The sequence below is a fragment of the Streptomyces hyderabadensis genome (genome assembly GCF_020404845.1).
Taxonomy (GTDB): Bacteria; Actinomycetota; Actinomycetes; order Streptomycetales; family Streptomycetaceae; genus Streptomyces; species Streptomyces hyderabadensis.
In genome coordinates this window covers 109,194-133,112 of sequence record NZ_JAIOJZ010000020.1, presented here as the reverse complement: position 1 = coordinate 133,112, position 23,919 = coordinate 109,194, and the positions used below count along the sequence as shown (strand labels likewise).

Below are 23,919 nucleotides of genomic sequence, written 5' to 3'. Positions count from 1 at the left end.
GATCGACGCCGTCACCTTCGTATTACCGAGGTTGTCCACGGCGAGCCGCGGCCGCCCCCGGAACCTGCCCTTCACCGTCGGCGGCACCAACTCCGCACGCACCTCGGTGAACGACGTGATCGTCAGATTCCCCTCCGGAACCGTCACCGCATCCGGATGCTCCGTCGGAAGGATCCGCACCGCATACGGATTCGGCCCCGCCACCGCATCAGGAGTACGCGGCGGAGCGAACGTCAGCTCCACCGTCCCCGTCGTCCCCGGATACAACCGCAACGTCTGCGGCTCCACCGTCGTCCAGGGAGCCACATCCCCCACCGGCTCGAACCGGTACTCGTCCACCACGTCACCGGTATTACGCACCCTCAGGCGCACACGGGTACTACTGCCGGGGTCCACAGTCGCGGACGCGGGCTCCAGCGAGGTCCACAGGCTCACACGCCGACGGTACGAGTGACCCGACGCGGCGTCAGGTCGCGTCCGGGCAGACCGGGTTGCCCCAAAGGGCCGTTCGCGCGGCGCCCGGGACTAGTCCGCGCCCTCCACGTCGTCTGTGACGGCCCGCTGGGCGACGAGGGACGGGGCGGTGCTGTGCCCGGCCTTGAAGGCCGCTCCGTCGTTCACCGCGGCGACCTCGGAACCCTGCCCCGGGTCCGTGACGGCGGGGCCGCCGCCGCTCCCGCTGCCCGTCTCGGTGATTCCCCTGCTGTTCTTGTCGAGGTGGCTGGCCTCGTGGGCGAGGATCTCCTCGTTGCCGATGGCGGACGGGCCGAGGAAGACGTCCATGCCGATCGTCATGGCCTCGGCCCCCATGGCCGCCGTCGCGCGCTGAGCGATCGGGTCCGTGTGCACGCGGGCGCCGGCGAGGGCGGGATTCTGGTAGAACGGCACCGCCTTGTCGAGGAAGGACCCGGGGAGCGGCGAGCTGGACGTCTTCTTGGCCTCGTCCAGGAGCTGGTGCTGTCCCTCCGGGCTCCGGTCGTCGATCCCGTCGTGCCCGCAGCCCGCGCCGTGCTGGTGCGCCTCCGGGTCCATGCGGCGCTGGACGGTGTGCCCGCAGCCGGGCCCGTGCTGGTGCGTGTCCCGGGCGACGACCCGCTGGACGGCGGCGTTGCCGGCGGAACTCTGCAGCGCCAGGACCGCCGCCGGGGTCATCGGGGCCCCGCTCACCGAGGTGGTGGGCGCGGGCGTGACCCGGTGCGGAGCGCGGCCGCCCCGGGCGGCCTGCTGGTCGGTGGCTTCCTCGTGCGCGCGCACCGTGCGCTCCCTTCGACACCGGACGTGTGGTCATCAGCTGTACCGGAACATCCCCGCGGCCGACAGGGCCGGGAGGGCAGCACCGCGGGCAGTTGTACGGAGCGGGTGTCAGGACGACGCCAGCTGCTTGGCTATGTACTTCTCCCAGTCCTCCTGCTGCTCCGGGTCGTTGAGCGAGTCGCTCCACTCCTGCGCGTTCTCGTGCCGCCTGGCCGGGTCGCACTTGAGGTCCAGGAGCAGGCCACGCGCCTCGCGCCGGATGTCGTCGGGCACGTTCCTGCCCACGGGCACGGCCGGTCCGGCCGCCAGCGCGTAGATCTCCTGGGCCATGAGCTGACGCTCGCCCTGATCGACAGCCTTCGTCACCTTGACGGACTCCAGCGCCGCCCGCCACCTGCTGCCCTGCTTCTCCTCGCCCGCCTCCGTGAACTCGGTGTCACCCTGAGCCAGGGTGGTCCGACGCCACCTGTTCGGGTGCCGCACCGACTCGGCGCGCTTGTAGCCGCCCTTGCCACCCTTGTAGACCGCGAGACCGCCCAGTGTGACCGCTCCGGCGGCACCCACGGCGGGTGCGACCGGAGTGGCCAGCGATCCGGCGAGGGCGACCACCACCAGGATCCCGCCCGCGGTACGGATGACGTTTCCGCCCAGGTTGACCGCGCGCTTGATGAGCTTGTTGTTCTGCTTGTGTATCGCGTACTGCTGTGCGCTGGCGAGGTGTTCCCGCAGCTCTTCCCTGAGCCGGCCCATTTCCGCCCGGGACGCGGCGAGGGACGTCTGTTCCTCCGCCGTCGGCTCGGCCTGCGAGCCCGACTCCGCCGCCGCCTTCTCGACCAGTTCCGCGTTCACTTCACCCAGCCGGTTGAGCACGAGCTGGAGTGTCCGGGTGCGCACCGCGTTCACGTCCTTGAGCGCGTGCTTGACCAGAGCGTCGCGCTTGTGCGAGGTGAGGTAGATCGCCCTGGTCTCGCGAGCGCCGATGCCCACGGAGAACAGTCCGGTGGTCACGCCGACTCCCTCTCCGGCGGCAGCCACCCCTTCCACGATGCCGCTGTTCGTCGCCGCGGCGCCGCCCACCTTCATCCCGTCGCCGGCGAGCATGGCGGTGTTCGTCAGGGCTCCGGCCGACTTGCCCTTCTTGTCCTTGTCCGCCTGATGGGCGGCCGATCCCTGCGCGTCCTTCTTGGTCCCCATCGCGGACGCCAGGCCGCGCAGGTCGTTGGTCAGCGCCAGGCTGGTGAGGGCGAAGTTGTGCGAGGACTCGGCCATCTGCTGCCCCGGCGTGCCGAAGGCCGGTGATTTGTGCGCGTCGGTCGCGGCCGCTTTGGCCGCCGTTCCCGAGGGTGCGGTGCCGCGAAGGATCAACGTGTCGCCCGGATCCCCCATCTTCTTCAGGTTGGTGAAGCCGAAGGCCTTCCTGAACCTCTTCAGGCGCCCCGGCTTCTCCTGCTCCGCCGTCTGCTCAGCCGTCTGCTCAGCCTGCTCCGTCTGGCCCGTCTGCCCCGTTTTACCCGTCCGGCCCGTCTGGCCCGTCTGGCCCGTCTGCTCGCTCTGGCCCGTCTGACCCGTCTGGCCGGCGGCCTCTCCCGCCCGCTTCGTCGCCGCTGCCGCCGCCTCGCGCGCCGCGGTCTCCGCCTTGGTCGCCCGTTGCCGCTCCCGCGCCGCGGCCGCCGCCTCGGCCCGCGCGGTCTGCTCCGCCCGCCTGTGGTCACTCGCCTCGGCTTCGGACTTCGCCGCCTCCTGCAGCGCCACGGCCTTGGCCTTCTCCTGCGCCGTCCGCTCGGCGGCCGCCTGGGTCACCTGCTGCTCGGCCGACGCCTTGGCGTTCTGCCGTTCCTCCAGCTCCTGCTCCGCAGCCTCCCGCGCCTGCGTCGCCGCGGTGAACTCGCCCGTCCGCTCCTCCAGCGCCTCCTGGGCGTCCGCCACCGCCTTCCCCGCCGACGCCACGGCTTCGGCCCAGCCCTGCACGACGGTTTGGGCGTTCCGCTGCCTGCCCTCCTCGGCCTCGGCCTCCCCCTGCCGCTGTTTCACCTTCCCCTCCAGAGCGACCACCCGCTCCTTGGCCCTGGTGACCTCGGCGGCCCACGTCTGAACCGCGGCCTGCGCGGCCTCCGCGGCCTTCATCGCCTGCTTCTGCGCCTCGTCCTCGGCCGATGCCCGCGCCGCCACCGAAGCCTCGGCCTGCTGGTGTGCGGCCGCCGCGGCCTCGGCCTCCTTCGTGCACCTCTTCACCTCGGCCTCGGCGGCCGCCAGCTCCTTCCCGGCGGCCTCGGCCCGTTCCCTGCGCCGCTTGACCTCGGCCTCGGCGGCCGCCAGCTCCTTCGCCGCGGCCTCGGCCCCCTCGGTAGTCCGCTTCACCTCGGCCTGGGCGTCGGCCAGCGTCCGGCGCGCCGTGCTCAACCGTTCCCGGGCCGCGGACTCGTCGCCGACCCGGCCCTTCACCGCGGTGGCGGCCTCCGACCGGGCCTTCTCCTCCTCCTCGACCTGCTCCGCCCAGCGCCGCTCCTCGCCCTCGGCCTCCGCCCGCGCCCGCTCCGCCGCGCCCGCCTTGTCCCTCGACTCGGCCGCCGCCTTCTCGGCCCCGGTCGCCTGGTCCCGCGCCGTGGCCGCGACCTCGGTCTTCTGCCACATCTGGGCCTCGGCGTCCGCCCGTTCCAGCGCCGCGGACGCGGCCCGCTTCTTCAGCGCCTTGGCCTCGTCCTCGGCCGCCTGCTTCCGCTGCGCGGCTTCGTCCTGCTGCTGCTCCCCCTGCGTCTGCCCGGCCCCGGGCGCAGCCGGCTCCCGCGTCCGCGAAGGTCCCGCCTCCACCTCTTCCGTGGGCTCGGGACTCGTGGCCGTGACGGTCGCCCGCTGGATCGCCGTCGTCACGGCCCGGTTGCCCGCCGCGGCCTGCAGCGAGGCCATGGCCGGTGACTGACGCGCCTGCGGGCGGGGCCGTGCCGGGGCGGCTCCCGCCGGGCGGTGTCTCTGCGTGTGGTTCAAGCGGTCCGACACGGACGATCCCCTCCTGACACCCCGTCACCGTCCCCGCTCACGCGGGGCAGCGCCCCGGTGCGGCGGGACGGCGCGCCCCGGAACGGGGCTTGATCGCAAGATGACATCCTGGCGAACTGACAGTCGACACAAGACGTTGAATCAGAAACGCCGGGCGTCCGCCAGGGGTCTTCGAGGGGAAGTGCCGACAAGCCGCGGGAGTCTGCCCCAACGGGCACGACCCGGGGCAAGGAAAATGCCCCTGCTCCGGCACCCGGGGACGTTTCGGCGTCGGCAACGCGCGCGTGAGGCTGAGGGGCGTCCTGTCTCGTACCCCGAGGAGAGCAGAGCATGCCGTCCTACCTGTCGCCCGGCGTCTACGTCGAGGAGGTGGCCAGCGGCTCGCGCCCGATCGAGGGAGTGGGCACGTCGGTGGCGGCCTTCGTCGGTCTCGCCCCGACCGGCCCGCTGAACGAGCCCACGCTGGTGACCAACTGGACGCAGTACGTCGCGGCCTTCGGTGACTTCACCGGCGGGTACTACCTCGCGCACTCCGTCTACGGGTTCTTCAACAACGGCGGCTCCGCCGCCTACATCGTCCGGGTCGGCGGTTCGGCCGAGGACGCCGGCGCCGACGGCTCGGTGAACGGCGCCGCCGCCCCCGCCGCCGTCACCGGCAGCACCGCCAAGGCGCTGCCCGCCGCCGAGCCCAAGCAGCTCGGCACCTTCGCCGTGACGGCCACCGCGGCCGGCCAGAGCGGCCCGCTGACCGTCGAGGTCGCCGACCCCGAGGGCGAGGGCCCCGCCGAGCGCTTCAAGCTGATCGTCAAGGACGGCGACAAGCCCGTCGAGACCTTCGACGTCAGCGCCAAGAAGGGCAACCGCTCCTACGTCGTCACCCAGGTCAAGGAGCGCTCCAAGCTCATCACCGTGACCGAGGCCGCGCCGTCCGCGCAGCTGGCCCGGCCGGAGAACCAGACGCTGACGCTGCCCGCGCCGCCGTCCGCCGCCCCCGCCGTTCCGGCCGGGCAGGCCGAGAGCGCGCACCCCGGGCCGGCCCAGTACCTCGGCGACTCCTCGGACCGCACCGGCTTCGGCGGCCTGGAGGCGATCGACGAGATCTCCATGGTCGCGGTGCCCGACCTGATGGCCGCCTACCAGCGCGGCGCGATCGACCTGGAGGCCGTCAAGGCCGTCCAGCTCGGTCTGATAGCCCACTGCGAGCTGATGGGCGACCGCGTCGCCATCATCGACCCGCCGCCCGGCCAGAACGCCCGCCAGATCCGCGTCTGGCGCCAGGAGACGGCCGGCTACGACTCCAAGTACGCGGCCCTGTACTACCCCTGGATCAAGTCCTTCGACCCGGCCACCGGGCAGTCCCGCCTGGTCCCGCCGAGCGGTCACGTCGCCGGCATCTGGGCCCGCAACGACTCCGAGCGCGGCGTGCACAAGGCGCCCGCCAACGAGGTCGTGCGCGGCGCCGTCGACCTGGAGCTGCAGATCACCCGCGGCGAGCAGGACCTGCTCAACCCGATCGGCGTCAACTGCATCCGTTCCTTCCCGGGCCGCGGCATCCGCGTCTGGGGTGCCCGCACCCTCTCCTCCGACCCGGCGTGGCGCTACCTGAACATCCGCAGGTACTTCAACTACCTGGAGGAGTCGATCCTGATCGGCACCCAGTGGGTGGTGTTCGAGCCGAACGACCACAACCTCTGGGCCCGCATCCGCCGCAACGTCTCCGCCTTCCTGGTCAACGAGTGGCGCAACGGCGCCCTCTTCGGCCAGAGCCCCGACCAGGCGTACTACGTCAAGTGCGACGAGGAGACCAACCCGCCGGAGTCCGTCGACCTCGGCCGGGTCGTCTGCGAGATCGGCATCGCGCCGGTCAAGCCCGCCGAGTTCGTCATCTTCCGGCTCGCCCAGTTCTCCAGCGGCGGCGGCGAACTGGACGAGTAGGCGGATCGCGCGCCCCGCCCTCCTCCCACTTCCTCCAGAAGGACAGCGAACCCATGTCTCTCCCCAAGCCAGAAGACGTACTCGTCGCACCGAACTTCGGCATCCAGATCGACGGTGTGATGGTCGAGTACCTCAACTCGGTGTCGAACCTGCAGATCGAGCAGGACGTCATCAAGTACCAGCAGAACCAGGGCACCACCGGACGCAACAACGTCACCCTGATGCCGGGCGTGGCCAAGGACGGCTCGGTCCAGGTCGAGCGCGGTATGAGCCAGTCGTCGGTCTTCACCCAGTGGATCAACGACTCCATGGCCGGCCGGATGGCCACCGCCCGCAAGAACGCCACGATCATCGTGATGGACTACGAGGACAACCCGGTCAAGCGCTGGAACCTGCGCAACGCCTGGTGCAGCAAGGTCGTGGCGGGCACCCTGAAGGCGGGTGACACCAACGCGCTCACCGAGACCATCACCATCGTGTTCGAAGAACTGGTCGTCGAGTAATGCGCCGTTCGGCTGCCAAGGCGCCCGCCGCGGCACCCCAGACCGCGGCGGCGGGAGCGGACTTCCCCCGTTCGGCTCCCGCCGCCGCGCCCACGGAGGCGCCGGCCGGTTCTCCGGCCGGCCCTCCCGCCGGGCCCCCCGTCGACACCGCCCCGAGGCAGCAGATGCAGACCGAGTTCCCCTTCGAGCTGCCGCGCGGGTACGTGGACGAGTCGGGCACGGTGCACCGGGACGGCGTGATGCGCCTGTCGACGGCACGGGACGAGCTGATCCCGCTGCGCGACGTGCGGGTGCAGGAGAACCCGGCGTACCTGTCGGTGGTGCTGCTCGGCCGGGTCATCACCCGGCTGGGCACGCTGGCGATGGTGCACGACGGCATCGTGGAGAACATGTTCGCCTCCGACCTGGCGTTCCTCCAGGACTTCTACCGCCAGATCAACGCGGAGGGGCACACCCGCGCGGCCGTCGAGTGCCCGCACTGCTCGGAGCCCTTCGAGGTGGAACTCGGCGGGAGCCGCCTGGGGGAATCGTGACGTACGCGACCGACCGGCTGCACGAGGAGATCGCGTACGTCGCCTACCACTTCCACTGGAGCCTGGAGGCGATCCTGGACCTGGAACACCAGGACCGCCGCCGGTACACGGACCAGATCGCGTCCCTCGTGACGCGAGGCACGGCGGAGGGCTGATCGGTGGGACTCCTGGACCGGCTGCGGGGCCGTCGGGACGGCGGCGAGGAACACAGGAACGGGGGCGGGACCGCGGCATCGGCGGCGGTCCCGGCCGGCCAGGCGGGTCCGCCCGCGGACACCGGCGCGCGTCCGGACCCGGGCGCGGACGCCCCTGCGGCATCCGCACCCGCGCCGGTGGCCGTCGCCGCCTGGACGGGCCTGCCGCCGATCCAGCGCACCACGGGCGCGGACCGTACGGGGGTGGCGGACTCCGCCTTCGGCGGCCGCCTGCCGACGTGGCAGGACCCGTCGTTCACCCGGGCACCGTCCCCGGCCGTGCTCGACCCGGCGGCCGGCGACCGCCTGCTGTCCGGCGCCTTCGACGCCTCGGCCCGGCAGCCGTCGTCCACGCCCCTGGCCCGCCCGGCCGGTACACCGCCCGTGCAGCGGATGCCGGTCGCGCCGCTGCGCGCAGTACCGGCCGACGCCCCGGCCGCGCCCACGGGTTCCGCCCCGAGGGCGCGCGGTGGTGTCCCGGGTACGCCGGGCACGCCGGGTCCCGCGCCGACGGCGGCCACGTCGTCGGGCACGCCCGCGGCCGCGCCGGTCCAGCGGGCGCGTTCCGCCGGGCCGGCGTCGTCCGCCGCGCCCGCGAGCGCACCGGCCCAGGCGCCCCGCGGGGTCCGGGTGACCCCGGTGCCCGCGCCGCCCGCCGCCCCGCGTCCGCGGCAGTCGCTGACCAAGGCCCCGTCCGGTTCGCCGGCCGTGCAGCGCCGGGCGTTGCCCGCGAGCCGCCGGACCACGGGCGCCGCCCCGGCGTCCTCCGGTACGGCGCCCTCGTCGGCGGACGCCGACCGAGCGGACCCCGGCTCGGCACCGGCCGGGGGCGCCTCCCCGGCCCACGGTTCCGTCACCCCGGCGCCCGCACCGACCCCGGCGCCCGTCCAGCGGGCGGTGCCCGGGCCCGGGCCCGCACCGGCCCCCGGCACGTCCGGCGACGCCGCGGCACCGGCTGCCCCGGTACGCCGGCCCGACGGCGGCACCCCGCCGACCCCCGCACCGGCGGCCAGCGGCCCCGCATCCACCGCACCCCCGGCCCAGCGCGCCACCGCACAGCCGTCCAGCCCCGCGACGGACGCACCGTCACCACGCGCCGTCCCGCTGCCCGGCAACGGCAACCCGGCGGGCCCCGGACCGGCGGGCAGCAGCACCGCGCCCACCACACCGCCGGTCCAGCGCGTCACCACCCGCCCGTCCACCCCCGCGACGGACACACCGTCACCACGCGCCGTCCCGCCGCCCGGCAACGGCAACCCGGCGGCCACCACACCGGCCCGGAGCACCACGCCCGTCCAGCGGGCCACCGCACGACCGGGCGGTTCCCCGGTCCGGCCCGGCAGCGGCGGCCAGGCACCCACAGCGAGCAACAGCGGCTCCGCGTCCGGCGCACCGCCGGTCCAGCGCGCCGCCGCGCAGCCGTCCCGCAGCAGCAACCCGCCGGCCTCCACACCGACGCGCGACGGCTCCGCATCCGCCACACCGCCGGTCCAGCGCGCCACCACCCGCCCGTCCTCCCCCGCGACGGACGCACCGTCACGACGGGGCACCCCGCAGTCGGGCGCCAGCACCCCGGCAACCACCGCACCGGACACCACCGCCACGCCCGTCCAGCGCACCACCGCGCGACCGTCCGGCGGCGGCAACCCGCCGACCCCGGCACCGACGCGCAGCGGCTCCACGCCCGCCGCACCCCCGGTCCAGCGCGCCACCACCCGCCCGTCCGGCTCCCCGGCACGGCCCGGCAGCGGCACCCCGGCGACCGCACCGGCCGACGGCGGCACCGCGGCGGACACCCCGGTACGGCGAACTCCCGCCCCACCCGGCACCGGAAGCCCGGCAGCCGGCACACCGGCAGGCGGCACCACGCCCACCGCCCCGCCCGTCCAACGGGCCGCGGCACCACCGTCCGGCAACGGCAACCCGCCGGCCCCCGCACCGGCCGACAGCGGCACGGCATCCGCCGCCCAGCCCGTACAGCGCGCCGCCGCACAGCCGGCCAGCCCCCCGCCGACCGACGCCCCGTCAGGGCGGCCCGGCGGCAGCCCGGCGTCCGCGCCCACGGGCAGCGGTGCCGGGGCCTCGACGCCGCCCGTGCAGCATGCCGTACGCCGCGCGGACGGCGGCACGACCCCCCCGGTGGGCGACGACGCACCGGCCGCCCGGCGAGCCGCCGCGCAGCCCGTCCGCCCCGCCTCCTCCGCCGGTGACCGCAGGGCCGGTTCGCCGGGCACCCCGACGACCGGCGCCCCCGTGCAACGGGCCGTACCGCAGCCCGAGTCGGGGTCGAAGGCCCCCGTGCGGCCGGTCACGCCCGCGTCCGGCACCAGCTCGGACCGGGCGACCGGCACCCCACCCACCAACAGCACGACAGCACCGTCAGCATCGCCGTCGCCGTCGGCGGGAGCCACCCCCGCCGCACCCCCGGTCCAGCGCGCCGTGGCACCGGCACCGGCCGCGGCCCGAACCGACCCGAGCCCGGCGCCCGGCGGCGACCCGGCGCCACCGTCCACCGCACGCCCCTCCGGTACCGGTGACGCCACCGGAGGGCGGCGATCCTCGGCGAACGCACCCGGCACTCCCGCCACCCCGGACGACCGGCAGCCCTCCGTCCAGCGCCGGGTGCCGGCCGCCCAGCCGTCGCTCCCCGTGCAGCCGTTCCCGGCCCACCCGGGCACCGCACCGCACCCGCCGGTCCAGCGCTCGTCCGAGCCACGCCCCGACGGCCCGATCGCGCCAACCCCCGCCGCACCGGCGGCACCGGCGACACCGGCGGAGCCGTCGGCACCGACCGCGCCCGCCCCCGCCGTACCGCTGTCCCGCTCGGAGACCGGCAAGACGGTCAGTCCGGGCGCCCCGAGCACCCCCGTGCAGCGCAGCGCGGCCGGGCGGCGTCCGGGGCTCGGCGCGCCCACCTCGTCCGGCCCGGTCGGCGCCGTACGTCCGACCGTGACGCCGTCCCCGACGGCGGCGCAGGCACCGGCACAGACCCCGGCACCGGCACCGGTGTCCACCGCCACCCCGGCGCTGCCGCCGGCCGGGGCACCCGCGCGGCGTTCTCCGCTGGGCGCGCCCCTCTCCGCACCCCCGACCGACACCACCTCGCTCACCACCTCGCTCACCACGTCGCTCGCCACCCAGCCCCCCGCGCCGGCGCCCTTCGCCGCGACCGAGAGCGGCGCACTCCCGCCCGTCCAACGGGCCACCGCCCGGGCCGCCACTTCCGCGGGCCCGCCCTTCGCCGCCCTGGCCACCCCCGCGGCACCGCCCTTCGCCGCCGCGGCAACACCCGCGGTACCGCCTTTCGCCGCCCCGGCCGCGCCCGCGGTACCGCCTTTCGCGCCCGCCGTACCGCCCTTCGCGGCCGCGGCAACGCCCCCGGCGCCCCCGCACCCCGCACCTGCGCCGTCACCGCCCGGTGGCGGCGGGTCCGCGCCCTCCGTCGTCCAGCGCGCGCCCGCCAGGGCCGTGCCGCTGCGCAAGCCCGTGGCCCCCGGCGCCGGCGCCGCCGGAGCCCCGCTGCCGGTGGCACCGCTCACGCCGCCCCGGCCGTCGGCGGCCCGGCCCGAGCTGCCCGTCGCCACCCAGGCGGCGCCCGCGCCGACGCTCCCGGACACCGCACCGGACGCCCCCGCCCCCTCCGGCACCGCGTCCGCCGACATGCCGCCGGTCCAGCGGTTCTGGCGCCGTTCCCACCGCGCCGGACGCACCACCGCTGCCCTGGCCTCCGCCACGGCCGCCACCGTGGCGGACAACCTGGCCCGCCTGAGCACCCCGTCGTCCCCGCCCGGCCAGGACCAACCGCCGCCGTACGACGACCCGCCGCCCCCGTACCAGGCGGGCGCGGGCGGGCGGCCCTCCGGGGACCCCCCGCCCGGGTACACCGCGGTTCCCGAGGGCGGGCTCGACCCGCGCGAACTCACCGACTTCCAGCTCGACGAACTGGTGCACCGGATCATCGGCCGCGTCACCCGTCTCGTCCGCACCGAACTGCGTATGGACCGCGAACGGATCGGCAGACTCCGCGACCCGCGCTGACCGGACCGCACCGGCCCCGCCGGACGGCCGGACACCGGACGACCGGACCGCCCCGAGGGCCGCGCCACCCGCCCGCCACCGTTCCCCGACAAGAAAGGTCGACCCCCGATGACCCGTAAGGACCCGGGCTCTTCCATCTGGTTCAGCCTCGCCATCGACGGCGAGAGCCTCGGCTACTTCAACGGGTGCGAGGGCCTGTCGACCCAGGTGGAGGTGGAACAGCGCCAGGAGGGCGGCAACAACGGCTTCGTGTGGCAGTTGCCCACCCGCGTCACCTACTCCAACATCCGGCTGACCCGGCCCCTCACCCCGGACACGGCGAAGGTCGCCAAGTGGATCTCCTCCGTGCAGACCGGCATCCAGCGGCCCACCGCGCAGATCTCCGCCCTGCGCGCGGACGGGTCGCTGGTCGCCCGCTGGGGGCTGATCGACGTCCTGCCCGTCAGCTGGCAGGGCCCCAGCCTCGACCCCGGCAGCGCGTCGGTGGCCAACGAGGTCCTGGAGATCGCCCACCACGGGTTCACGGACTGACGGCGCCGCGGAGCAGAGAGGAACAACCATGGCCAACAGCAAGGGCGCCGGCAAGAGCCTGGTACGCGCCAACCTCGCCATCCACGAGCCGCCCACCGGCAAGTCCACCTCGCCCGGCGCGCTGATCAAGCGGTTCCCGTTCGAGTTCAACCCGGCGCAGCTGTCGATCAGTCAGCGCTCCCAGTGGAAGGCGACCCCGACGGCGGCCGTGCGGAAGGCCGCGAAGCCGCAGTTCCTGGGTGCCGAGCCGCGGGAGATGACCCTGGAGATCTTCCTGGACTCCTCGATGAAGCCCGGCGGCAACACCGTGATGAAGAAGGTCGAGTCGCTGCTGATCTGCTGCGAGGTGACCGCCAAGAGCCTGGCCGCCAAGCAGCCCTCCCCGCCCTGGGTGATCTTCGAGTGGGGTTCGTTCTCCACCGCCCGGTTCAACGCCTACGTGGCGTCCATCGAGACCCAGTACACGCTCTTCGGCACCGCCGGCGTCCCCATCCGCGCCACCTGCCAGCTGGCCCTGGTGGAGATACCCGGCCCGACCCCGAGGCAGAACCCGACCTCCGGCGCCCTCACCGCCCAGCGCGTGCACCGGGTCGTCGCGGGGGACTCGCTCCAGTCGCTCGCCTGGAGCGAGTACGGCAGCGCCAACGCCTGGCGGGTGATCGCCGAGGCCAACGGCATCGACGACCCGTCCCGCCTGCCGACCGGCACCGAACTCATCCTGCCGGCCACCGAGGAGGTGCCTCACTGATGGTGCGTCCCTCCTTCTCCAGCATCGTCGAGGTGAAGATCGGTGGCGCCCCGCTGCCCGACACCATCGCCCCGATGCTCACCGACGGATGGGTCGACCAGGGCGTCAACGTGCCGGCGGCGTTCCGCCTCACCTTCCGCGACCCGTACCACAAGCTCCTCGGCGACCTGAACGTGCAGTTCGGCACCAAGGTCGTCATCACCCCGATCGCCGACGGCGAGGGCAAGGGCAACCCCCTGCTGACCGGCGAGGTCACCGGCCTGGAGACCGACTACGACGGCACCGGCAGCTTCACCGTCATCCGCGGCTACGACTACGGGCACCGGCTGATGCGCCAGCGCCGGGTGGCCGCCTACCGCAACCAGAAGGCGTCCGACATCGCCCGCAAGCTCGTGGCCATGGACGGCGTCTCCATCGGCCGCATCCAGGCGACCAAGGGCACCTACGGGTTCATCTCCCAGTCCAACGTCACCGACTGGGACTTCCTCGCCCGGCTCGCCGACGAGAACAAGATGATCATGTACCTGGACTCCAAGGGGAAGTTCCGGTTCGTCACGCCCAAGCCGTCGGCCGGAGCGCCCTCGCCGCAGACGGACGGCGACAAGAGCACCTTCGTCCTCCAGGCCGGCCACGACATCCTGCGGCTGCGGGCCGCCGTCACCGCAGCCGACCAGATCGGCAAGGTCGAGTCGCGCGGCTGGAACGTCACCACCAAGAAGAAGATCACCGAGACCGCGCCGGCCACCACCGACCCCGGCATCAACATCAAGTGGACGCCCGGCACGGCCGCCGGCAAGTTCAAGCCCGGCAAACTCGTGGAGACCGCCAACCCCTACGACAAGCAGGACGAGGTCCAGAACGCCGCGAAGGCCCTCGCCTCCGACGTCACCGCCGCCTTCGCCGAGCTGGAGGTCGCCGCCAACGGCCACCCCGACCTGCGGCCCGGCGTCCCCGTCGCCCTCGCCGACGTCGGCACCCCCTTCGAGGGCAAGTACACCGTCACCTCGGTACGCCACCACTTCGGCGACGGCGTCCCCTACGAGTCCTGGATCACGGTCAGCGGACGCCAGTGGCGTTCCCTGTACGGGCTCGCCTCGGGCGGCAGCGGCGGCGCGGACCCGGCGAGCGCCGCCCGGCTGCCCAGCGTCGCCAACGCCATCGTCACCGACGTACAGGACCCCCTCAAACAGGGCAGGGTCAAGCTGCAGTTCCCGTGGCTGGACGACACCTACGTCAGCGACTGGGCGCGCAGTGTCCAGATGGGAGGCGTGGCGGGCGGCGGCATCTTCCCCATGGACGTCGGCGACGAGGTACTGGTCGCCTTCGACCGCGGGGCGCTGGACCACCCGTTCGTGATCGGGGGCCTCTACAACGGCCGGGACGTACCGACCAAGAGCGACGTGCCGCTGCACGACGGCCTGAAGAAGAAGGCCGTACGGCACACCCTGTCCGACCGCCAGGGCAACCGGGTCGACCTGCTCAGCCAGCGCACCGGCGGACGCAAGCAGGGCGTGCGGATCGCCAGCGGCAACGACAAGCTGACCATCAACCTCGACCGCACCAAGACCGAGATCACCGTCGACAGCAAGGGCACGGTCAAGATCACCGGCAGCCGCTCGGTGTCGGTGGAGGCGGGCACCGACCTGTCGCTGTCCGCCAGGCGCTCCCTGACCATCAAGAGCGGCGGGCCCCTCAGCATCCAGGGCGGCAGCATGGTCAACATGCGCAGCGGCGGCCAGATCGGGGTCAACGCGGGCGCCGCCCTGAACCTGGGGGCGGCGGGCGCCGCGACGCTGAGCGCCGGGGCCGCGACCACCATCTCCGGCACCGTCAACGTGCAGATCAACTCCGTCATGACGAGGGTCGTCGGCGCGACCTTCGAGGTCAAGACGCCCATCTTCAAGGTCGCGACGATCCCCGTGCCGGGCCTGTGACGAAGCGTTTCCGAGGAAGGCAGGTTGCTCTCTGATGGCCGAACAGTTCGTCGGCTCCGGCTGGTCGTTCCCGCTGCGCATCGGGCCCACCGGCGGGATCGCCCTCGTCAGCGGCGAGCAGGAGGTGGAGGAGGCCATGCGGCTCATCCTGGCCACCGCGCCCGGGGAGCGGCCGATGCGCCCCGAGTTCGGCTGCGCCATCCACGACCTGGTCTTCGCGCCCGTCAACGAGCAGACGGCCGGCCGGATCCAGCACGAGGTGTACGTCACCCTCGACCGCTGGGAACCGCGCATCGAGGTGCACGACGTCGACGTCACCACCGGCGAGGACCAGAACGTCCTCTTCATCGACGTCCGTTACTCGATCCGCGGCACCAACAACCCGCGCAGCCTCGTCTTCCCGTTCTACGTCATCCCCTCCCACGACGAGCCCGACCTCCCGGATGCTCCGGCCGGCCTCCCGGGCTCTCCCGAAAGCGACCGCTGATGCCCCTGCCCTCCCCCAACCTCGACGACCGCCGCTTCCAGCAGTTCGTCGACGATGCCAAGCGCTACATCCAGCAGCGCGCCCCGGAGTGGACCGACCACAACGTCTCGGACCCCGGTGTCACGCTCGTCGAGACGGTGGCCCACATGGCCGACCAGATCGTCTACCGGCTCAACCGGGTCCCGGACAAGAACCACCTCGCCTTCCTGGACCTGGTCGGCATCACGCTCTTCCCGCCGTCGGCCGCGCGCACGGACGTCACCTTCTGGCTCTCCGCGCCGCAGGAGGACACGATCCTCGTCCCGGTCGGCACCGAGGTCGCCACCCTGCGCACCGAACGCGACGAGGCCGTCGTCTTCGCCACCGAGCACGACCTGCGCATCGTGCCGTGCACGATGGTCCGCCTGGTCACCCAGGCCCGCGGCGAGGCCGTCAGCGACCGCACCACGGACCTCGCCGAGAACAAGGACGTGATGTGCTTCGCCGAGTCGCCCGACCCCGGCGACTGCATGCTCATCGGCCTCAGCGCCGCCGTCCCGGACTGCGCGCTCGCCCTCGAACTCGACAGCCGCGTCGACGGCGTCGGCGTCGACCCGCGCCAGCCGCCGCTGGTCTGGGAAGCCTGGACCGAGGACGGCTGGCAGCCCTGCGAGGTCGACCGCGACGGCACCGGCGGCCTCAACCGCCCCGGCGACGTCGTGCTGCACATACCCGGCGGGCACGTGCTGTCCCGCAACGGCGGCCACGAGGCCGGCTGGATCCGCTGCCGGGTCACCGAACCGCTGAGCGGCCAGCCCTTCTACACCACCTCGCCGACCATCCGCTCCGCCGAGGCCTACACCATCGGCGGCACCACCGGCTCCATCCACGCCGAGACCGTGCTGGACGAGCCCCTCGGCGAGTCCACCGGCCTGCCCGGCCAGCGGCTGCGGCTCGAACACGCCCCCGTCGTCGCCGGCGAACCGTCCGTCCTGCTCCAGACCGCCGACGACGACGGCTGGCAGGACTGGCAGGTCGTCCCGCACTTCTCCGGCTCCCACCCGGACGACCACCACATCACCGTCGACGCCACCACCGGCGAGATCGCCTTCGGCCCCGCCGTCCGCGAGGCCGACGGCACCCTGCGCCAGTACGGCGCCGTCCCGCCCAAGGGCGCCGTCATCCGCGCCCGCCGCTACCGCACCGGCGGGGGCAGGGCGGGCAACGTGGCGCGCGGCGCCGTCCAGGTGCTGCGCACCTCCATCCCGTACGTCTCCGAGGTCGTCAATCGCGAGGCCGCCCTCGGCGGCGTCGACGGCGAGACCATCGAGGAGGCCAAGCTCCGGGCCCCCATCACCCTGCGCGCCCAGGAACGCGCCGTCACCCTGCGCGACTACGAGGAACTCGCCCGCCGCGCCGCCCCCGACACCGCCCGCATCACCTGCCTGGAGGGCGCGGAGAACGAGTACGGCGCCCACGCCGTCCGCGTGCTGGTCGTCCCGCAGGCCGTCCCGGACCCCGGCGGACGCCTGCGCTTCGAGCAACTCGTCCCCAGTGACGCGCTGTTGAACCGCATCACCCGCCACCTCGACGAACGCCGGCTGATCGGCACCCGGCTCGCCGTCGGCCCGCCCTACTACCAGGGCGTCACCGTCGTCGCCACCGTGCACGCCTTCCGCGACGTCGACGCCGACCGGGTGCGCCGGCAGACCCACGACGCCCTCTACCGCCACCTCGACCCGCTCACCGGCGGCGCCGACGGCAAGGGCTGGCCCTTCGGACGCCCGGTGCAGACCGGGGAGCTGTTCGCCGTCCTGCAGCGCGTGCCCGGCGTCGAACTCGTCGACGAGGTCGTCCTGCACCCGGCCGACCCGCTCACCGGCAAGCGCGGCGACCCCACCAACCGCATCGACCTCGACCCGCCCGCGCTGGTCTTCTCCTACGACCACCGGGTCCGCGTGATCGGGGACGGCGCGTGAAGTCCGACTCGCAACGGGGCTCCGTCGACGGGCTCGGCTCGTCGCTGCCCATCGCGTCGATGCTGCCGGCCGTCTTCGCCGACGACGACCTCGCGCTGCGTTTCGTCGGCGGGCTCGACGACGTCCTCGCGCCCATCCTGAACGTCCTGGACTGCCTGGACAGCTACTTCGACCCCGCCCTCACCCCGGCGGACTTCGCCCAGTGGCTCGGCACCTGGGTCGGCGCGGAGACCGACGGCGTCGAGTCCGAGGCCATGCTGCGCGCCGCCGTCGCCGCCGCCGCCCGGCTGCACCGCGTACGGGGCACCCTGCAGGGCCTGTCCGAGACCGTCCGGCTCGCCTTCGGTGTCACGCCGGAGATCACCGAGAGCGGCGGCGCCGTGTGGAACGCCCGGCCGCTGGGCCCGTTCCCGGGCCGGCCTCGCCCGTACCTGCACGTCGCCCTCCGGCTGCCCGACCCCAGGCCCGTCGACGTCCACCGGCTGGACTCCCTCGTCGCCGCCGCCCGCCCCGCCCACATGCCCTACACGGTCGAAGTGACCGCCTCCGAAAGGACCCCGGAGAGATGACCACGCAGAACTGCGCCGAGTGCGGAACCCGCGCGGAACCGGGCCAGTCCTTCTGCGACGCGTGCGGCGCCGTACTCAGCTGGGACCAGGCCGGCGCCGCCGCCCGCACCGCACCGCCCGCGGCCGCCACGGCCGACCAGAGCCCCGGCTTCGACGCCTTCGCCGGTGCCGGTGTGCCCCCCGCCCGCACCGGCCGCCCGGCCGCGGCACCCGCCGCGGGAGGTGCCGGCGAGCCGGCCGGCGCCCTCGGGGACAACCCGACGCTGCCCCAGCCGCGCCGCCCGGCAGGCACCACGGACACCCCGGCCGCCGACACCCCGGCCGGCACCGGGGACACGCACGGCACGGCGCCCGCGGGAGGTGCCGCGGACCCGGACGACGCACCGGGAGCCCCGGCCCGCCCGGCGCCCGCGGCCACGCCCGCACCGGCACCCGGCACCGACGAGACCGCCCCCACCACCCCGGTGCCCGCCGCCTCCACCCCCGCGCCGAACCCGCTCACCGACACCATGTCCGACCGGGCCCGCTCCCTCCTCGTCCCCGTCGCCGACCCCGAGGCCCCGGCCCCGGCGGCGCCCCCCGCCGTCGCGCCCGTCCTGCCCGGCCGCCCCGACGCGGACCGCCCGCAGGTCCGCGCCCCCGGCCACCAGGCGGACATCGCCAACGGCCCGCCCTGCCCGTGGTGCTCCACGCCCAACCGCCCCGACCGCCACTACTGCGCCCGCTGCGCCATGCCCCTGGTCGCGAGCGGCGACCAGGCCACCGTGCGGGCCCCGTGGTGGCGCCGGCTCTTCGGCGGACGGCGCCAGGAGACCCCGTGGGCCGGCGACCGCCCCCGCCTGCGCCGCGTCTTCGACCGCATCGGCACCTGGATCACCGTCGCCGTCGTGGCCACCCTGGCCGTCCTCGGCTTCATGTACATCCCCGACGGCGTCCAGAACACCCGCGACCACTTCGCCAAGCGCGCCCCCGTCTCCCCGGACGGCATCAAGGCCTCGCGCTCCTTCCCCGGCCACAATCCGGAACTCCTCATCGACAAGCTCAGCAACACCTGGTGGGGGCCGGGCATCACGGAGTCCGGCCAGGGCCAGTGGGTCGAGGCCACCTTCACCGAGCCGACCCGGCTGCTCGACGTGATCATCACCCCCGGTGTCTCCTCCCGCGCCAACAGGCTGCAGGAGTCGGCCCTGCCGCACCGCATCAAGGCGACGATCACCATGAAGGACGGGTCGGTGAAGACCCGCGACCTCACCCTGGACCAGGGCGCCGGCGGCCAGCGGCGCCCGTTCCGCGTCGGCGAGGTCACCAAGGTCCGCTTCACCATCGAATCCGCCCACGCGGCCTCCGCCAAGAAGCAGGTCGCCATCGCCGAGATCGAGTTCTTCGGCCCCTCCAGCGCCAACCCCTCCTGACCCGCCCCGGGCCCCGCCGCCGCACCGTCCCGCAGCGGCGGGGCCCGGGCTCCCACCCGAACGGACGCCACACCATGCGCCCCCCTCCGGGCCACCGGAGGCTGAGGCCATGCCCACAGCACGAGCGATATCCACCGCCGTCCTGCTGTCCACGGCCATCCTGCTCGCCTCCTCCCTGACGGCCTGCGCGCCCGCGGCCCAGGACGGCGACCGGCACGGCGACACCGGCGGCGCCACCACCGACGCACAAGCCCTGACCAGCCTCCGCAACCAGTCCCTGTCCTGGCGCAACTGCCCCGCCCCGTCCCCCGTCCAGGGCGGCGGCGAAGCCCCCGGCGCGCTCCCCGACGGCACCCGGTGGCAGTGCGCCACCCTGCGCACGCCGTTGGACTGGAAGAACCCCTCCGGCAAGACCATGGACCTCGCGCTGATCCGCGCCCGCGCGAGCGGCGACCCGGACGAGCGGATCGGCTCCCTGCTCTTCAACTTCGGCGGCCCCGGCGGCTCCGGCGTCGCCACCCTCCCCGGTCTCGCCCCCGACTACGAGAAGCTCCGCACCCGCTACGACCTCGTCAGCTTCGACCCGCGCGGCGTCGGCAACAGCAACGGCGTGCGCTGCCTGGACGCCGGCCTGCCCGACGAGGAGGAGATCGACAACACCCCCGACGACGGCGGCGACGAGACCAACGCCCTCGTCCGCTTCAACCGGGAGACCGCCGCCGCCTGCAAGAAGAACTCCGGCGACGTCCTGCCCTACGTGGGCACCACCCAGGCCGCCCGGGACATGGACCTGATGCGCCAGGTGCTCGGCGACGACAGGCTCCACTACTTCGGCATCTCCTACGGCACCGAACTCGGCGGCGTCTACGCCCACTTGTTCCCCGAGCACGTCGGCCGCGCGGTACTCGACGGCGTCGTCGACCCCACCCACGACCTGATGGAGGAAGCCCTCGCCCAGGCCGGCGGCTTCCAGCTCGCCTTCGAGCACTTCGCCGCCTGGTGCGCCCGGCAGGGCTGCACCCTCGGCGACGACGCCGAGGACATCGTCGACCTGACCGTCGGCCTCGAAGAAGCCCTCGACGACACCCCCCTGGCCACCCCCGACGGCGGCGAACTCGACGGCGACGCCCTCGTCGACGCGATCAGCGGCGCGCTCTACCGGCAGGACTACTGGCCCGCGCTCCGCGTCGGCCTGGAGGCCGCGGCCGACGACAACGGCGAGGTCCTGCACGACCTCGCCGAAGCGCTGGGCCAGCACGGCAGGGGCGGCGACACCGACGACGACTCCGACGACTCCGACGAGCAGAGCAACGAGGACGACGCGTTCAGGGCCATCACCTGCGACGACTCCAGCAGCCGCTACACCGTCGCCGACGTCCTGTCCCGCCTGCCGGACTTCCTGGAGGCCTCCCCCCTCTTCGGCCCCGGCCTCGCCTGGAGCACCCTGTCCTGCGACGGCTGGCCCGTCCCCGGCGCCGCCCGGCACCCCGAGGTCAGCGCCCCCGGCGCACCCCCCGTCCTGCTCGTCGGCAACACCGGCGACCCCGCCACCCCCTACGAGGGCGCCGCCCGCATGGCGGAGCGCCTCGGGGAGAAGGTCGGCGTCGAGCTGACGTACGAGGGCGAGGGCCACGGCGCCTACGACAGCGGCAACACCTGCGTCCAGAACGCCGTCAACGCCTACCTGCTGAACGGCACCCTCCCCGAACCCGGCACGACCTGCAAGGCAGACCCCCTGCCGGAGGGCAAGTAACACCCCGCACACGCACCACGGCCGACGCCCCCGCGATCAGTGGATCGCGGGGGCGTCGGCTTGGTGCGGAGCCCCCTGTCGGATTCGAACCGACGACCTTCGCTTTACAAGAGCGGCGCTCTGACCAGCTGAGCTAAGGAGGCAGGCGCGCGACGGGCGCGCGCGGGCTGCTCCACTGTACACAGAGCCGGTGAACGATGTGATTCGAAAGTTTCGGCGGAATTCACAGACTCCCAGCTACTGACAGATCAGGTGAACGCCGGGTACCGTCCTGCTCAGCTTCACCCGTGTGGACTACACCACCACCTTCCTACAACGGATCGTCCGGCACGTTCCTGCCGGTAGAAGGGGGCCCATTCACCATGGCCACTGTTACGTTCGACAAGGCGACCCGGATCTACCCGGGTTCCACGAAGCCCGCCGTCGACGGTCTCGACATCGACATCGCGGACGGCGAGTTCCTCGTCCTGGTCGGCCCGTCCGGTTGTGGCAAGTCCACCTCGCTCCGGATGCTCGCGGGGCTCGAGGACGTGAACGGCGGCGCCATCCGCATCGGTGAGCGCGACGTGACGCACCTGCCGCCGAAGGACCGGGACATCGCCATGGTGTTCCAGAACTACGCGCTGTACCCGCACATGTCGGTCGCCGACAACATGGGCTTCGCCCTGAAGATCGCCGGCGTCAACAAGGCGGAGATCCGGCAGAAGGTCGAGGAGGCCGCGAAGATCCTCGACCTCACCGAGTACCTGGACCGCAAGCCGAAGGCGCTCTCCGGCGGTCAGCGCCAGCGTGTGGCGATGGGCCGCGCGATCGTGCGTGAGCCGCAGGTGTTCCTCATGGACGAGCCGCTGTCCAACCTGGACGCCAAGCTCCGCGTCTCCACCCGTACGCAGATCGCCTCGCTCCAGCGCCGCCTGGGCATCACCACCGTCTACGTCACCCACGACCAGGTCGAGGCCATGACGATGGGCGACCGGGTGGCGGTGCTCAAGGACGGTCTGCTCCAGCAGGTCGACACCCCGCGGAACATGTACGACAAGCCCGCGAACCTCTTCGTCGCCGGCTTCATCGGCTCCCCGGCCATGAACCTGGTCGAGGTCCCGATCACCGACGGCGGCGTGAAGTTCGGCAACAGCGTCGTCCCGGTCAGCCGCGACGCCCTGAAGGCCGCCTCCGACAAGGGCGACCGCACGGTCACCGTCGGTGTCCGCCCGGAGCACTTCGACGTGGTCGAGCTGAACGGCGGGGCCGCCAAGACGCTGTCGAAGGACTCGGCGGACGCCCCGGCCGGTCTCGCGGTCTCGGTGAACGTCGTGGAGGAGACCGGCGCCGACGGCTACATCTACGGCACGGTCGAGGTCGGCGGCGAGACGAAGGACCTGGTGGTCCGCGTCAGCAGCCGCGCGGTCCCGGAGAAGGGCGCCAGCGTCCACGTCGTGCCGCGTCCGGGCGAGACGCACGTGTTCTCGTCCTCCACGGGCGAGCGCCTCAGCGACTGAGCGACTGAGCGACTGAGCGCGGTCACGCGGTCGCGGGAGAGCCGCCCGCGAAACCTCCCGCTGAGAAACCACGCGACCGGGTGATTTCACCCGCGTTGACGAAAAGGGCCCCGCAGCCTGCTGCGGGGCCCTTTTCGTTGTCGACAAATACCCCGGCACAACGGACGTTTCGACCGGTGTTCGTCAATCCTCTACCGCGCCGCGAGCCGCTCTTCATCCCCCGAAGGGGTGACTAAATGTCGCCAAATCATTACCGGGCGCTACCCTCACTCGCGTGAAGCACTCCGTGAAGCACTCCACCACCCGACAGACGCGACGCGGCCGGGGCCCCGCCCGCCGGATCGGCCGCTCTCTCGCCTTCGTCCTGCCCGTCGTCCTGGTGCTCTCCGGGACTCTCGCGGTCACCCGCGTCAACTGGTCCGGGGATCCCTCGGACTCGGTGCTCGCCGCGTCGGAGGCCTCCTCCGCCAAGGCCTCCTCCGCCCGCGCCCCGCACGAGGTGCTGCGCGACCGGCTGCTGACCGAGCTGCAGGAGGAGGACCCGGGCGTCGCCCTCACCCACCTCCAGCAGGCGGTGAACGAGCGCCCGTCGCTGGCCGACCACTGCGCGACCATCGCCCGCGCCCTCGGCCGCGCCGCGGTGAAGGCCTACGGCCCGACGCGCGCCCAGTCGTACGCCCGCCCCGTCTGCGACACCGCCTTCGCCTCGGGCGTCCTGGCCGCGCACGGCTAGGACCCGGCAGGGCTCGGCGCCCTTCGGGGGCGAGCGGGGCGCCGCGTACAGTTCGGGCATGACCGATCCGAACGCCGCGTCCCGCCGCCCCGTTCAAGCCGTCGTCCTGGCCGGCGGGCAGGGTTCCCGGCTGCGCCCCTACACCGACGACCGGCCCAAGCCGATGGTCGAGATCCCGGGCACCGGGACTCCGATCATCGGCCACCAGCTCGCCTGGCTCGCCGAGGAGGGCGTCACCGACGTCGTGGTCTCCTGCGGTCATCTGGCCGAGGTGCTGCAGAAGTGGCTGGCGGGCGCCGACCTGCCGCTGTCCGTCACCACCGTCGTGGAGACCGAGCCGCTCGGCCGCGGCGGCGGCCTCAGGTACGCCGCCGCCCGCCTGCCCCACCCGGACCGGCCCTGGTACGCCACCAACGGCGACATCTGGACCCGTTTCTCGCTGCGCGACATGGCCGACTTCCACGCCGAGCGGGACGCCGTCGCGACCCTCGCCCTGGCCCGCCCGCGGCTGCCGTGGGGCGCCGTGCAGACGGACGGCTTCGGCCACATCACCGACTTCATCGAGGCGCCCCCGTCGACCTTCGAGATCAACGCGGGCGTGTACGTCTTCTCGCCCGAGTTCGCCGCGATGCTCCCGGAACGCGGCGACCACGAGCGCACCACCTTCCCCCGGCTGGCCCGCGAGCGCCGGCTGGCCGGTTTCCCGATCCCGCAGGGCTCCTACTGGCGCGCGATCGACACCGCGAAGGACCTGACGGAGGCGGCCAGGGAGCTGGCGGCGCTGTCCGGCCGCTGAGACTCCCGTACGCAGGCGTACGCCGAGCAGCAGGGCCCCGCACGCGAT

19 protein-coding genes and 1 tRNA gene are annotated in these 23,919 nt (G+C 73.7%); 16 read left to right on the top strand and 4 right to left on the bottom strand.

The features are described from left to right. The 3 genes from K7854_RS17920 to K7854_RS17910 all read right to left on the bottom strand — a co-directional run. Positions 1 to 435: COG1470 family protein (locus K7854_RS17920; RefSeq protein WP_443732436.1), on the bottom strand; the 435-nt coding region annotated here is incomplete at its 3' end. A 90-nt stretch (positions 436 to 525) separates the two neighbouring features. Further along, positions 526 to 1,254 carry an eCIS core domain-containing protein gene (locus K7854_RS17915; RefSeq protein ID WP_226027521.1) on the bottom strand — a complete coding sequence of 243 codons (729 nt, stop codon included), beginning with the start codon at positions 1,252 to 1,254 and terminating at the stop codon, positions 526 to 528. 108 nt (positions 1,255 to 1,362) lie between these two features. Next, positions 1,363 to 4,158, bottom strand: coding sequence for a coiled-coil domain-containing protein (locus K7854_RS17910; RefSeq protein ID WP_226027520.1), 2,796 nt, complete (start codon positions 4,156 to 4,158; stop codon positions 1,363 to 1,365). Between the two features lie 420 nt (positions 4,159 to 4,578). On the opposite strand from K7854_RS17910, the gene K7854_RS17905 reads away from it, so the two are divergent. The 13 genes from K7854_RS17905 to K7854_RS17845 all read left to right on the top strand — a co-directional run bounded on the left by K7854_RS17905 (position 4,579) and on the right by K7854_RS17845 (position 20,843). Further along, the gene (locus K7854_RS17905) at positions 4,579 to 6,183 is read left to right on the top strand and encodes a phage tail sheath subtilisin-like domain-containing protein (RefSeq protein ID WP_226027519.1); all 1,605 of its coding nucleotides are present in this window, start codon (positions 4,579 to 4,581) and stop codon (positions 6,181 to 6,183) included. A gap of 53 nt (positions 6,184 to 6,236) precedes the next feature. Continuing rightward, positions 6,237 to 6,686, top strand: coding sequence for a phage tail protein (locus K7854_RS17900; RefSeq protein WP_007450914.1), 450 nt, complete (start codon positions 6,237 to 6,239; stop codon positions 6,684 to 6,686). After that, positions 6,686 to 7,219, top strand: coding sequence for a hypothetical protein (locus K7854_RS17895; RefSeq protein WP_226027518.1), 534 nt, complete (start codon positions 6,686 to 6,688; stop codon positions 7,217 to 7,219). Before K7854_RS17900 ends, K7854_RS17895 begins: the two co-directional genes overlap by 1 nt. Beyond that, positions 7,216 to 7,374 carry a DUF6760 family protein gene (locus K7854_RS17890; protein ID WP_007450918.1) on the top strand — a complete coding sequence of 53 codons (159 nt, stop codon included), beginning with the start codon at positions 7,216 to 7,218 and terminating at the stop codon, positions 7,372 to 7,374. The genes K7854_RS17895 and K7854_RS17890 overlap by 4 nt, the downstream gene beginning before the upstream one ends. A gap of 3 nt (positions 7,375 to 7,377) precedes the next feature. Next, entirely contained in the window at positions 7,378 to 11,451 is a 4,074-nt protein-coding gene (locus K7854_RS17885) for a hypothetical protein (RefSeq protein ID WP_226027517.1), read from the top strand. 108 nt (positions 11,452 to 11,559) lie between these two features. Next, positions 11,560 to 11,982, top strand: a complete 423-nt coding sequence (locus K7854_RS17880; protein ID WP_003974727.1) for a phage tail protein — start codon at positions 11,560 to 11,562, stop codon at positions 11,980 to 11,982. A gap of 28 nt (positions 11,983 to 12,010) precedes the next feature. Then, complete coding sequence (locus K7854_RS17875) at positions 12,011 to 12,730, top strand: CIS tube protein (protein WP_226027516.1); 720 nt, start codon at positions 12,011 to 12,013, stop codon at positions 12,728 to 12,730. Continuing rightward, positions 12,730 to 14,664: a VgrG-related protein gene (locus tag K7854_RS17870; RefSeq protein ID WP_226027515.1), complete on the top strand. Its 1,935-nt coding sequence runs from the start codon at positions 12,730 to 12,732 to the stop codon at positions 14,662 to 14,664. The genes K7854_RS17875 and K7854_RS17870 overlap by 1 nt, the downstream gene beginning before the upstream one ends. A gap of 34 nt (positions 14,665 to 14,698) precedes the next feature. Beyond that, positions 14,699 to 15,151 (top strand): GPW/gp25 family protein, encoded by a 453-nt coding sequence (locus tag K7854_RS17865; RefSeq protein WP_030187795.1) that lies wholly within the window; start codon positions 14,699 to 14,701, stop codon positions 15,149 to 15,151. Then, positions 15,151 to 17,109, top strand: coding sequence for a putative baseplate assembly protein (locus K7854_RS17860; protein WP_226027514.1), 1,959 nt, complete (start codon positions 15,151 to 15,153; stop codon positions 17,107 to 17,109). The genes K7854_RS17865 and K7854_RS17860 overlap by 1 nt, the downstream gene beginning before the upstream one ends. 59 nt (positions 17,110 to 17,168) lie before the next feature. Continuing rightward, positions 17,169 to 17,678: a phage tail protein gene (locus K7854_RS17855; protein WP_226027531.1), complete on the top strand. Its 510-nt coding sequence runs from the start codon at positions 17,169 to 17,171 to the stop codon at positions 17,676 to 17,678. Continuing rightward, a complete protein-coding gene (locus tag K7854_RS17850; RefSeq protein WP_226027513.1) occupies positions 17,675 to 19,090 on the top strand; it encodes an NADase-type glycan-binding domain-containing protein in 1,416 nt (471 codons plus the stop codon). Before K7854_RS17855 ends, K7854_RS17850 begins: the two co-directional genes overlap by 4 nt. Before the next feature lie 109 nt (positions 19,091 to 19,199). Further along, positions 19,200 to 20,843, top strand: coding sequence for an alpha/beta hydrolase (locus tag K7854_RS17845; protein ID WP_226027512.1), 1,644 nt, complete (start codon positions 19,200 to 19,202; stop codon positions 20,841 to 20,843). A 69-nt stretch (positions 20,844 to 20,912) separates the two neighbouring features. Here the strand turns inward: K7854_RS17845 and K7854_RS17840 are convergent. Next, positions 20,913 to 20,986, bottom strand: a tRNA-Thr gene (locus tag K7854_RS17840). Between the two features lie 219 nt (positions 20,987 to 21,205). Here K7854_RS17840 and msiK point away from each other — a divergent pair. The 3 genes from msiK to K7854_RS17825 all read left to right on the top strand — a co-directional run bounded on the left by msiK (position 21,206) and on the right by K7854_RS17825 (position 23,871). Beyond that, positions 21,206 to 22,342: a diacetylchitobiose ABC transporter ATP-binding protein MsiK gene (msiK, locus tag K7854_RS17835; protein WP_226027511.1), complete on the top strand. Its 1,137-nt coding sequence runs from the start codon at positions 21,206 to 21,208 to the stop codon at positions 22,340 to 22,342. Positions 22,343 to 22,628: 286 nt separating this feature from the next. Continuing rightward, positions 22,629 to 23,075 carry a hypothetical protein gene (locus K7854_RS17830; protein WP_226027530.1) on the top strand — a complete coding sequence of 149 codons (447 nt, stop codon included), beginning with the start codon at positions 22,629 to 22,631 and terminating at the stop codon, positions 23,073 to 23,075. Positions 23,076 to 23,133: 58 nt separating this feature from the next. After that, entirely contained in the window at positions 23,134 to 23,871 is a 738-nt protein-coding gene (locus tag K7854_RS17825; RefSeq protein WP_226027510.1) for a nucleotidyltransferase family protein, read from the top strand. Positions 23,872 to 23,919 lie beyond the last annotated feature (48 nt).

Coding starts and splice junctions, on each gene's coding strand:
- K7854_RS17910 (WP_226027520.1), bottom strand. CDS start 4,158: ATGGCCTCGCTGCAGGCCGCGGCGGGCAACCGGGCCGTGACGACGGCG.
- K7854_RS17905 (WP_226027519.1), top strand. CDS start 4,579: ATGCCGTCCTACCTGTCGCCCGGCGTCTACGTCGAGGAGGTGGCCAGC.
- K7854_RS17900 (WP_007450914.1), top strand. CDS start 6,237: ATGTCTCTCCCCAAGCCAGAAGACGTACTCGTCGCACCGAACTTCGGC.
- K7854_RS17895 (WP_226027518.1), top strand. CDS start 6,686: ATGCGCCGTTCGGCTGCCAAGGCGCCCGCCGCGGCACCCCAGACCGCG.
- K7854_RS17880 (WP_003974727.1), top strand. CDS start 11,560: ATGACCCGTAAGGACCCGGGCTCTTCCATCTGGTTCAGCCTCGCCATC.
- K7854_RS17875 (WP_226027516.1), top strand. CDS start 12,011: ATGGCCAACAGCAAGGGCGCCGGCAAGAGCCTGGTACGCGCCAACCTC.
- K7854_RS17870 (WP_226027515.1), top strand. CDS start 12,730: ATGGTGCGTCCCTCCTTCTCCAGCATCGTCGAGGTGAAGATCGGTGGC.
- K7854_RS17865 (WP_030187795.1), top strand. CDS start 14,699: ATGGCCGAACAGTTCGTCGGCTCCGGCTGGTCGTTCCCGCTGCGCATC.
- K7854_RS17860 (WP_226027514.1), top strand. CDS start 15,151: ATGCCCCTGCCCTCCCCCAACCTCGACGACCGCCGCTTCCAGCAGTTC.
- K7854_RS17855 (WP_226027531.1), top strand. CDS start 17,169: ATGCTGCCGGCCGTCTTCGCCGACGACGACCTCGCGCTGCGTTTCGTC.
- K7854_RS17850 (WP_226027513.1), top strand. CDS start 17,675: ATGACCACGCAGAACTGCGCCGAGTGCGGAACCCGCGCGGAACCGGGC.
- K7854_RS17845 (WP_226027512.1), top strand. CDS start 19,200: ATGCCCACAGCACGAGCGATATCCACCGCCGTCCTGCTGTCCACGGCC.
- msiK (WP_226027511.1), top strand. CDS start 21,206: ATGGCCACTGTTACGTTCGACAAGGCGACCCGGATCTACCCGGGTTCC.
- K7854_RS17825 (WP_226027510.1), top strand. CDS start 23,134: ATGACCGATCCGAACGCCGCGTCCCGCCGCCCCGTTCAAGCCGTCGTC.